The sequence below is a fragment of the Pectinatus cerevisiiphilus genome (assembly GCF_004341685.1).
Taxonomy (GTDB): domain Bacteria; phylum Bacillota; class Negativicutes; order Selenomonadales; family Selenomonadaceae; genus Pectinatus; species Pectinatus cerevisiiphilus.
In genome coordinates this window covers 65,163-75,279 of sequence record NZ_SMAA01000014.1, presented here as the reverse complement: position 1 = coordinate 75,279, position 10,117 = coordinate 65,163, and the positions used below count along the sequence as shown (strand labels likewise).

The 10,117-nt window shown below is 37.1% G+C and carries 9 protein-coding genes and 2 pseudogenes; 2 read left to right on the top strand and 9 right to left on the bottom strand.

The window, feature by feature from the left end:
- Window positions 1–300: 300 nt before the first annotated feature.
- Window positions 301–1,059 (bottom strand): annotated as a pseudogene (locus EDC37_RS09535) (IS256 family transposase); the annotation flags it as partial.
- A 157-nt stretch (window positions 1,060–1,216) separates the two neighbouring features.
- On the opposite strand from EDC37_RS09535, the gene istA reads away from it, so the two are divergent.
- Together istA and istB are read left to right on the top strand one after the other, a co-directional pair.
- The gene (gene istA, locus EDC37_RS09530) at window positions 1,217–2,704 is read left to right on the top strand and encodes an IS21 family transposase (protein ID WP_132550742.1); all 1,488 of its coding nucleotides are present in this window, start codon (window positions 1,217–1,219) and stop codon (window positions 2,702–2,704) included.
- Window positions 2,673–3,437, top strand: coding sequence for an IS21-like element helper ATPase IstB (gene istB / locus EDC37_RS09525; RefSeq protein WP_196589873.1), 765 nt, complete (start codon window positions 2,673–2,675; stop codon window positions 3,435–3,437). The genes istA and istB overlap by 32 nt, the downstream gene beginning before the upstream one ends.
- Window positions 3,438–3,529: 92 nt before the next feature.
- Here istB and EDC37_RS09520 read toward each other — a convergent pair.
- The 8 genes and pseudogenes from EDC37_RS09520 to EDC37_RS12300 form a co-directional block, all read right to left on the bottom strand.
- Window positions 3,530–3,967, bottom strand: a pseudogene (locus EDC37_RS09520) (transposase); the annotation flags it as partial.
- A gap of 68 nt (window positions 3,968–4,035) precedes the next feature.
- Window positions 4,036–4,908, bottom strand: coding sequence for an ATP-binding protein (locus EDC37_RS09515; protein WP_165874500.1), 873 nt, complete (start codon window positions 4,906–4,908; stop codon window positions 4,036–4,038).
- Window positions 4,892–5,443: an ABC-three component system middle component 1 gene (locus EDC37_RS09510; protein ID WP_132550738.1), complete on the bottom strand. Its 552-nt coding sequence runs from the start codon at window positions 5,441–5,443 to the stop codon at window positions 4,892–4,894. The genes EDC37_RS09515 and EDC37_RS09510 overlap by 17 nt, the downstream gene beginning before the upstream one ends.
- Complete coding sequence (locus EDC37_RS09505; RefSeq protein ID WP_132550736.1) at window positions 5,433–6,740, bottom strand: ABC-three component system protein; 1,308 nt, start codon at window positions 6,738–6,740, stop codon at window positions 5,433–5,435. The genes EDC37_RS09510 and EDC37_RS09505 overlap by 11 nt, the downstream gene beginning before the upstream one ends.
- Window positions 6,740–7,774 carry a ComEC/Rec2 family competence protein gene (locus tag EDC37_RS09500; protein ID WP_132550734.1) on the bottom strand — a complete coding sequence of 345 codons (1,035 nt, stop codon included), beginning with the start codon at window positions 7,772–7,774 and terminating at the stop codon, window positions 6,740–6,742. The genes EDC37_RS09505 and EDC37_RS09500 overlap by 1 nt, the downstream gene beginning before the upstream one ends.
- A 490-nt stretch (window positions 7,775–8,264) precedes the next feature.
- The gene (locus tag EDC37_RS09495) at window positions 8,265–8,657 is read right to left on the bottom strand and encodes a hypothetical protein (RefSeq protein ID WP_132550732.1); all 393 of its coding nucleotides are present in this window, start codon (window positions 8,655–8,657) and stop codon (window positions 8,265–8,267) included.
- 33 nt (window positions 8,658–8,690) lie between these two features.
- On the bottom strand, window positions 8,691–9,776 hold the full coding sequence (locus tag EDC37_RS09490; protein ID WP_132550730.1) for an ArdC family protein: 1,086 nt from the start codon (window positions 9,774–9,776) through the stop codon (window positions 8,691–8,693).
- Window positions 9,777–9,900: 124 nt separating this feature from the next.
- The gene (locus tag EDC37_RS12300; protein ID WP_165874499.1) at window positions 9,901–10,077 is read right to left on the bottom strand and encodes a hypothetical protein; all 177 of its coding nucleotides are present in this window, start codon (window positions 10,075–10,077) and stop codon (window positions 9,901–9,903) included.
- Between the last annotated feature and the right edge of the window lie 40 nt (window positions 10,078–10,117).

Genomic DNA, 10,117 nt, shown 5'->3' with positions numbered 1-10,117 from the left:
ATACTGCATGGGTGTCGAGCTCCTTTCTGTGATACTTCTCTATAGTAACACAAAAGCTTTCATCTATCACTGACAACTATGCTAACACACAGGGTAACTTTACAAAATTGCAGCTTATTAACTTTCAATTTTTCCCACTCTGATTTTAATTTATCGATCCTGGATATTAACATTATCTTTTTTTCGCACTTTAATTTTTCGGTTTTTATTACTTCCGATTTTTGTTTTTTTAATAAGTAATCAGGCAATTTATGATAGTGTCAAGCAATGTTCGCAAAAACCATCAATCTCCGAATCGGATTAAGCGGTCTTCGTTGCGATAAGATCTGTAATGATTTTTGGGTTTATATAGGAACGTCCACTTGACCAATCTTCGCTGTACTCAATCAGATAACTGGTTACAAGTCGGACGTATGCATCCATGCTCGGGAAAATTCCAACGACCTTTGTTCTCCGACGGATTTCTTTATTTAATCGTTCCAGCAGATTCGTAGAGGATATTTTTCTGGAATCAATTTCTGGAAAGGTGAAAAACTGCAGTGAATCTTCCAGACCATCTTCTAATACCTTTATGGCTTGGGGATATTTTAGTTCATATTCATTCATGAAGGCAGTGGCATATTTTTTAGCACTTTCATAGTCTGGCTGCAGCCATATCTGCTTGAGCTTTTCGGCAAAATGTTTCTTGCTTTTAACCGAAACATTTGCCAATATGTTACGCATGAAATGAACCTTGCATCGTTGCCAAGAGCAGCCAAGGAAGGTTTCCCGGGCAGCTTTTACCAATCCTTTATGTCCATCCGATACGACAAGCCATACGTTTTCTAAACCGCGCTCTTTGAGTTGTTCAAATACCTTAGTGTAGCTGGCTGCCGATTCTTCATACATGGGTTCTACCGCTAAAATATCGCGTTTTCCTTCTAAGTTAATACCTGTGACTACGAATACAGCCATATTTTGAACCCTTTGATTATCACGAATTCGCTCGTATAACGCATCTACCCAAAGAACCGGATATGTGGCTTCGAGCTTTCGTTTTCGAAACGCGTCAACTTGTTGTGTTTATAGTACACTGGAATTACCGAAAAAGAGCACCAAAATTCCCGAAAATAATACAGGGGATTTCCCGAAAAAAAGCGGGGCATATTGAATCATCTTCACCAATTCTATATCCTTTATCTTAAGCACAACCAAAAGATAGAGGAGGAAAGGAAAAATGCTCATCATGTCCCAAATCAATCATATCAGAGATTTAAGACAATGTGGATACCGTATCAGCGAAATTGCAAAAAAAGTTGGTGCTGATCACAAGACCATTCGCAAATATCTGGACAAAGATAATTTCTCCCCTGCTCCGCCGGCACACAGTCAGAAACCTTCCATCCTGGATCCTTACAAACCCAAGATTCAGCAATATCTAGCCCAAGACAAGAAACATTGGTACAAACAGCACCATACAGCGAGGCGAATCTTTCAGCGGCTCACCGAAGAGGAACAGTATCCGGGAAGCTACAGCGTCGTCCAGCGCTATGTGAAAACACTTCGCAAGAATGCCGTAGAAAAATCGAGCCTGGAGCTTGTCTGGGAACCCGGTACGGCCCAGGTCGATTTTGGAGAAGCGGATTTCGAGGAAAACGGCCGTACCGTCCGCTTGAAATATCTCACGGTATCTTTCCCGTACAGCAATGACGGATATTCCCAGGTGTTTGGCGGCGAGACTGCCGAATGTGTCTGCCAGGGTCTGCAGGACATCTTCACCTATATCGGCGGAGTGCCACCTCTATTGATCTTCGATAATGCCACCGGCGTTGGCCATCGTGTGCGCGATGTCATCTACGAATCCAAGCTTTTCGGTCAGTTCCGGGCGCACTGCCAATTCCGCGTGCGCTACTGTAATCCGGCAGCAGGTTATGAAAAAGGGAATGTCGAGCGAAAGGTCGGCTATACCCGTGCCAATCTCTTCGTTCCCGTGCCGAAGTTCAACGACCGGGAAACATATAACCGGCAGCTGCTGGCAGCACATCAGATTAAAGCCGTTGAACCCCATTACAAAAAAGGCGAGCAGATCCAGGTACTGTTTTCTGCGGATAAAGCCGCCTTGCAGCCCTTGCCGCTAAAACCCTTTAATGTTTGCCGTTATGAATGGCTGAAAGCAGATGGTTATGGCAAGATTTGCCTCGAAGGAAAACACTATTACTCCACTCGACCGGAAAATGCGCACAAAAAAGTTCTCGTCGGCATCCGTGCCAACCGGATTGATATTCTTAACGATGGCGGCCGGGTCGTCGTTGAGCACCAACGGGTTTACGGCGACAAGCGCAGCGACATCTCTGACTACAGTACAACGCTTGCCACCTTGCTCAACAACGCGGGTGCCTGGTTCAACAGTGGCTTTCGTCAGGAAGTGCCGGATCTTTTGCGTGATTACCTCGACGCCCAGCCGAAGCCAGTCTTGCGCAACTGCCTGAGAATGATGCAGGAACTGGCTGGGCAGTATGGCGTAAAAGCCGCCATCTCGGCCATGGAGCTAACCGTTCGGAACGGATCGGTAAATATCTGTGATGCTTCTGTACTGGCGGCAAGAATTACCGGGTATGGTATCAATACGCCGCCAGAACAAGGTCCATCGCTGTATGTCTACGATGATCTCTTCTTAAAAGGAGGATCGGCCGATGATGACACCAAAAATGCGTGCGGAGCTTGATGAAGACGTAACCCAGGCCGCAAGGCAGCTCTTCCTTTCCAACAGGATCGGCGAGATCTGTAAAGAAGAAGGCACGCCCAAACAGGCAGAATTCCTCTTGTATGTATTGCAGGAAGAACTGCGCCTGCGCGAGCAGAACAAACGGCAACGCTTGATTAAGCGAGCGGGATTCCCCGTTTACAAGACCTTTGAGGGCTACAGCTACCAAAACGTTAAGCTACCGCCGGCATTCAGCCAGGAAGAGCTGGAAACCTGCCGCTTTGTTGCCGAGAAAACAAACCTAGTGCTGTATGGCCCGGTAGGGATTGGAAAAACGCATTTAGCTACCGCCGCCGGGATAAAAGCTTGTGAGCTTGGCTACAAGACGAAATTCTACACGGTGACCCAGCTAGTACTGAAACTAGCAGAAGCGAGGAAAAACGGAACGTTGGAACGACTGGTGCGCGAGCTGCAGTCATTGGATCTGCTGATCCTTGATGAATGGGGCTACGTTCCCGTAGACAAAGAAGGGTCGCAGCTATTGTTTCGAGTGATCTCTGACAGTTACGAGAGCAAGAGCCTGATTCTGACGACGAACCTGGAATTTTCGAAATGGGGAAGCATCTTTACAGATGACCAGATGGCTGCGGCAATGATTGACCGACTTGTGCACCATGGGCACTTGCTGCTATTTGAGGGGCGTAGCTACCGAATGGAACATGCATTGATGCGGCAAACGGCAGCAGCTTCTTGATAGACTTAAAAGCTCCCGCTCAAAACAGGGAATTTCCCTGTACGAAAAAAGGGAATTATGACGCTCATTTTAGGGATTTTTACTTGACAAAAAACATGTTGATTCAAGTCTTTGGTGATTGCAGAAACCTGACTGCGTGAGATGGATTCTATCCCTAGTGTTTTCGTTAATTTATCGATTTTCCGTGTGGAAACACCATTGATATAAGCTTCTTGAATAACATTCATGAGCGCGGCCTCTGAACGTCTTTTTGTTTCCACAAAAAACGGAATATAGCCTCCATTTCTGATTTTAGGAACCATAAGATATATGGTTCCCATTCTTGTGTCAAAGCGGCGAACGCGATAGCCTGAGCGGTATCCTTGACGTTCATTGTTTCGCTCTGATTTTTCAGCACAAAGCTTGTTTTCAACTTCAGTTTCCATTAACCGCTCGCAAAGCCATTTAAGCATGGATTGCATTGGATCTTCATCTGCTATAAATTTCAATAGCATTTTTTCAAAAGATACGGTAGAATTTTGGTAGGCCATCGATTTTCACTCCTTATTGGTTTGCTAGACACTTACCTTTTTCGGAGTTTCGATGGCTTTTCCTTTTTTTACTTTTGCGAACTTAATTGTACTCTATCCAATTTATTAATTAATAATTCAATATTATTGATTTTTTCTTCATTCTTAAATTTATTTTCTTGTATTTTTTTTAAAATAGAAGTTGCTTTATCTAATGAGCACTCAATATTAGATGTCAAATTTTCTAGATTAATCTGGAGATCGTTTTTAGAATTAAAATTATCAATTAGCTGTCTTACTTCATTTTCTTTATTTAATTCATATTTATATTGTTTTAGTTCTTTATTTTCTTTTTGGAGTTCTGTTGATAACGTTTTTTCTTTATTAGTAATTTCATCAAATAAGTTGTTTATCATCTTCAACGTGTCAGAATATCCATTCGTATCCCAAAATATTTCTAAAGCTTTTGTTTTATCTTCAGCTGTATAGTTTTGCAAAAAACTAGTTATTTTATCATGTGCTAACATATTTGTTGTGCAGAATGTATTTTTTTCCTTTAATATTCCTTCTAGTTCATGAGCTATAAGTTCCAATTCACCTGGTTTATAATCACTTTTCATATTTCCAATACGTCTTTTAGTCTTTTTCTCAAATATACTATCATTTTCGGTTACTATACGAACCATGCCTTGCAAAAGATTTGAGTTTCTATTTTTTAAAATATCACCTTTTTCAGCACTTACTTCTTGTTTAATTGCATTAGAGCTTTTAAAACGACCTATTTCATCAGTAATTGCCCATTCTACAGCGTCAAAAAAAGATGTCTTCCCATATCCATTTGGTGCATATATAACTACCAAATCTGCTATGTTCTTACTTTCATTATGTCTAAAATCAAATGCTTGTAGTTTTTCATAAGCTCTAAAAGCCTCAATTGTTATCTCTTTAATCTTTTTGCCCATTTGAGTTGCCTCCCAAATAAATCGCCACTTTTTGATCCACATTTTGATCAATATCTCTAATTGCATAAAATAAATCTAAATCGATACTTTTAATTTGATCCAATAATGGAATCTTTTCTTTAGGTATTCGATTACTAACATCTATATGTAAATATAATAATCTGTTTTCTAAATACTCTTCATTTCCCAAATCATATTCATTCAAAGAATCCCATACCATTTTTCTAGATGAATATTTGTCTTGTTCAATTTTTTCTTTTAATTCCTCTGTTATTCGATTTTGACATTCAAAAATTAAATATATATTCCATCTTTCAATTACCAGTTCTAACTTAGTTTGAAATTCGATAGCTATAGCTGAGGCAATTGAATCATAATATTCTTCTAACATACTTTCATTGTCAACAACAACTTGAAAAATATAAATATTATATCCAGCCACTTTTTTTATCCAACAAGTTATTAGGCTTAACCAATTTTCATTATCTTTATTATTTAGAGCTTCAACTCCTTGCTTATATGCCTCAAAACTCATGCAGCATCTCTCCTATTCTTTGCCCCAATCTTTTTTCTAAATACATTTCATCGACTTTATCGTCAATCTCTTCTAAAATAGGGTTAAGTTCATCAACAATTTTTCTTATATGAATTAATGAAAGTTTCTTTATATTACTTTTAACATCATCTATACGAAGTTCTTCTTTAACACATATCGCATTACTTATATCCATTACAACCTTATCAAGTTGAGATGATTGCAAAACCATCGTTGCTGGTACCCTATTAGTCTTGATAATTAAAAAATCCCCTTCATTAATATCTCTATATGCATTTTGCAAATAATCTTTTAAAAACTCAGAAAGTGTAGTTTTATTCGTGACATAAATTAATTTTACTCTTCTATTCCCATTTTCATTATTAACAATATAGTAATTTTCATTTTTTAAATTTTCTTGATTCTCTATTGATCTAAAAATCAAATATAAAAGCCAACCTTCCCAAATTTCTTTACATTGAAGATTGTTTTCAGAATATGGCCATACCAATTTCTTGCCACAACGATTTTTAATTTCATAAGGTCTAACATTCGCTTTTATATTAGGCATTTGAACAGAACAAATTCTGTTCATGGGTTCTTCAAATATACCGATAACACTATCTTTAAAAACATTAAAGCTAGATACTTTTATATCACACAATTGCTCCCACTGTTGTTTTAGCAATTCGTTCTGAATACACTCTCCTGATACACCGCTTACAGCATCAAATGCACCATCAGTTGAAGCTAGATCTGTAATAATTCCGCATAAAAAAACTTCATTGTTTATGACTTTAAAAATACCACTCCCAGAAAATCCTGACATAATTTCCTTTGAATTTTGTGAATATGAACTTGTTGATCGAAGGCTATTCAGTTGTATATTATTATCTCCAGGCAGACTTACTATTTTTGCGCTCAATGGATATCTAGGTATACTAGCATCTTCCATTCCTTTTGGAAAACCTACAATAAAGACTTCATCACCTACAGATATTGAACTAATCCCAAACAATAAACTGTCCAAAATATATTCCAATTTTATGATAGCTAAATCCTTTTCATTAAGAATTAATATTTCTAAAGCTAAAACAGGAATTTTTTCTAAGTTGCTATTATTTTGTTTATATACTTCAATTAATTTTAAATCCGGTGATTCTTCTTGTTTTATACAATGCCACGCAGTTATCAAATATAAACAACGCTTGCTTTCTGTCGGTATTAATACACCTGATCCGATTTCACCGTTATATTTTATTTTAACTACAACTTGATCATAAAATTTATCTTCCATTACAAGTCCTCCAAATCAATTCCTTCTTTACCGATTGTTATAAAATTCATTCTATATTTTTCAAATTCTCTTTCAGAAAAAATTTTACTAAAATCTATTTCATAATTGCAGTAAAAATTAACTGGACTTTTTGAATTACATATAATCCTACTTAAACATTCTTTAGTTGGCCTGCCAGAGCTTGTAAGATTAGTACTTATAATATAATTTTTACATTCTAGCATCTTTATTAAACTATCACTTGTACTATACTTACTAGCATGATGCGATATCTTACATATGTCGACCTTTATCGGGTTTGCTTCAGAATATCCTAAATTCGATAACGATCGTTTAATTTCTGTCGCCGATGCATCTCCTAAAAATAACGCTGTGATCTTGTTGTATTGGAAAATAAATGCTAAACTGCTTTTATTCTCTAAAGATATTTTCTCACAAAATTCTAGCGTCATTAACTCTTCAATAGTCTTATCATAATCTGAGCTCTTTGATATTTTTGTTTCTCGTTCACCTTCGATAGTCCATTGTTCATTAAATGCTCTTAATGCTTCTAAACTTGGTGAAAGTATTGTTATTTGAGCGCCGTCAATATTAAATTCATCGTACATTTTAATAATCTTTTCATATTGAAATCCTGCTTGTTTTAAAATAAGTTCAAGACTTTTTCCTTGGCTCCAACTTATTTTTGTTCCTACATTTTGAAGTAAAATATCTTTTTTTTCTTTATTTCGTTCTATAGCTAATGCTTTATTTAAGAATTCCCCATAATTAAACCACATTTGATCAATTTTAGAAAAATCAAAGTATTCTTCCGAAAACAGTTTTAATATTCCATCTATATGATCTGAATCAATATGTGTCAAAATTAATAATCTAATATTTTCTTTAAGATTATCCATAAATAATTTTAAGCTTCTATAGCACTCTTTACCTATCCCTCCATCAATTAGAATATATTTATCTTTTTCTACTCCATAAGAAACAATTATACAATCTCCATAAAGCGCTCTTAAAACTTTAATATTTACCGTCATTATATTCCATCCTCGAACATTGATATTATTTATTTAATTAATTAAGTAGTAATTTTTATCTATGCACATTAAATGATACTATTACCTCGATTTTATACCTTTTTCTGTCAATTCACAACATTAATACTCTCTATACTGAAAATTCAGTCAAAAAAAACTGTTATTTTCTATTATAATATTTTTTGATTTATGACATTAAAAATTAAAAAAGGCTTTATAAAGTAAAAAGTCCACTTCATAAAGCCTCTTTTATCAGAGTTAAATTTTGCTAACATCAATAGTCCATATAGCTTTCACGTCTTGAATCCTACCGATAGAATAACATTAATTGAATGATTAATATGTATTTAAGATTTATATATATTATAATGTTGTTCATAAAATTATAATATATATCCACAGTTAAAAGGGCGTGTGTCATTGTTATTCAAGATAAAACCGCTGTTTCCTCAGATTTTCAAATATTAAAATTTTTATTTCATTATGAAATTCAAGTAAGCTCTCCCAAGGCTCCTGGATAGGCTACAATATAAAATAGACAGTTTTCTTGATGAGCTGCTCTAAAATAATAAGAAAACAAAAGGAGCGGCCAACTGAAGAAACGAACAAGACGAGAATATACTAAGGAATTCAAACAACAAATATTATCATTCGCCTGTACGGCTTGTAAATTCTGCAAACTCTCCTTGATAGCTTCATGTTTCGGCTCATATTCCAACCAAGTTTCCGGCGATAGTATATATTCCTGTTCTACCTTTAAAAACTGATCCATCTTTTCATACAAATCCTCTGCAGCTTTATCAATATCACAACACATGCTTTCCGGGGATTTATCTATTATTGTAACTTGTACACTTTTCCCGTAACTCTTTTCTCCCTTCAAGTTAAAAAGGCGTCCATTATGGACCCCTTTGCATCATCGTGCCAGCTCGGCCTGTTTTGGCTTATCCTTTATCGAAACTTGCAATTTTTGCTTACGTTGCTGCCGTTTTTTCTTCTCCATTGCCCGATCCGCAATCTCCTGAAACGGCGATACTTTTGTCGGTTCCTTGACCTCTTTACTAAGCAGTACTTCCTTGCCATTTTCCATCGCTTTTGGCGCTACTTGTTCAAGTCCTTTCAAAAGCATGTTCTTCTCAATGTAATCGGCCATTTCTTGTGCCTTAGAAGCTGCCCGATACAATTCATTGGGATCATCTTTTAAAACCTTTGCCCAAGACTGCAGGTATGCGGCATGATTCTCATAATGCTTTTCATCAAATTTAATCCCATATTGCTGCTGCAAAAACGTGGAGGCAAGCTCGGCCCGCAGTTCTTCTTTGGCATATTCGCTTTTTTCAAAATTGAGCATAGCCCGGTTCATCCGGGTAGGATGTCCGGTACTATGGGCAATTTCATGTGCACAAGTCGCATAAAAGCCATCCAGTGTCTTAAATTTTTCTCGCGGCAATACATGGATTTCATCTGTAGTAGGGCTATAAAAATTCCGATTGCTCTGATCAAAAAAAATTTTTGCCTCACTGTTTTTCAGCATATTTTCCATGTATTTATTCTTCTCATTCTCATCAATGATCACAGAATATTCTGGAGGAACCCCTTCCATTTGCTGTGCATTGAATACCGTATAGTATTTAACTATGGGACAATCTAAATCTTTCAATTTTTTCTCTTCTTCACCGGTTTCTTGATTTACTTCTTTGACCGTGACCGATTTCGACCAAAATTCAATATGTGTCCCTTTTTCGCTTTTTTTGACCTGCCAGCCTTTATCCTGCGCCTGTTTATACGTGCACCAGCGACTATCTGTATAACCTTTGTCCTCCGCTGCAATCATCAGGCGCATGCGATTGAGTCCTCGATAGGATGAACCAAGGGCCATATTATGCGCTGGTTTGCCAAAGTGTTCAGAATCCCAAAAGAATGGCTTTCCTGCCTCAATATCTTTTATTACTTTTTCCACAAGAGCATTCCGTTGCTCTTGCACATGCTCTGGTAACGCCATAACCTCACCCCCTAACGTTTTGCGTTTTCCTCATCGGATTCCTGCGCCAATTCCTCTTGCTCTTCCTCAGTCAGCACTTGTTCATTTAGTTCCATTCCGTAATCTTCCATCGGTTTTTCCGCCTTCATCGCACTTCACCTCCTGCTTTTGGTATCTTTTTTATCACAATTTCGACCTTTTCCTCATCAAATTTCAAACTCAAAACATAGGCATTATCATACCAAATGAGCTCATTATCCTTGAATACACCGCGATTGGTCGATATAATTCTTCTCCCATTTTCAATAAACTCCACCCTCATTCAAACCACATCCTTGACCAGCACATTGATTTTCCCCATA

Coding starts and splice junctions, on each gene's coding strand:
- EDC37_RS09505 (WP_132550736.1), bottom strand. CDS start 6,740: ATGGAAGATAAATTTTATGATCAAGTTGTAGTTAAAATAAAATATAAC.
- EDC37_RS12300 (WP_165874499.1), bottom strand. CDS start 10,077: ATGAGGGTGGAGTTTATTGAAAATGGGAGAAGAATTATATCGACCAAT.
- EDC37_RS09490 (WP_132550730.1), bottom strand. CDS start 9,776: ATGGCGTTACCAGAGCATGTGCAAGAGCAACGGAATGCTCTTGTGGAA.
- EDC37_RS09510 (WP_132550738.1), bottom strand. CDS start 5,443: ATGAGTTTTGAGGCATATAAGCAAGGAGTTGAAGCTCTAAATAATAAA.
- EDC37_RS09500 (WP_132550734.1), bottom strand. CDS start 7,774: ATGACGGTAAATATTAAAGTTTTAAGAGCGCTTTATGGAGATTGTATA.
- EDC37_RS09515 (WP_165874500.1), bottom strand. CDS start 4,908: ATGGGCAAAAAGATTAAAGAGATAACAATTGAGGCTTTTAGAGCTTAT.
- istB (WP_196589873.1), top strand. CDS start 2,673: ATGATGACACCAAAAATGCGTGCGGAGCTTGATGAAGACGTAACCCAG.
- istA (WP_132550742.1), top strand. CDS start 1,217: ATGCTCATCATGTCCCAAATCAATCATATCAGAGATTTAAGACAATGT.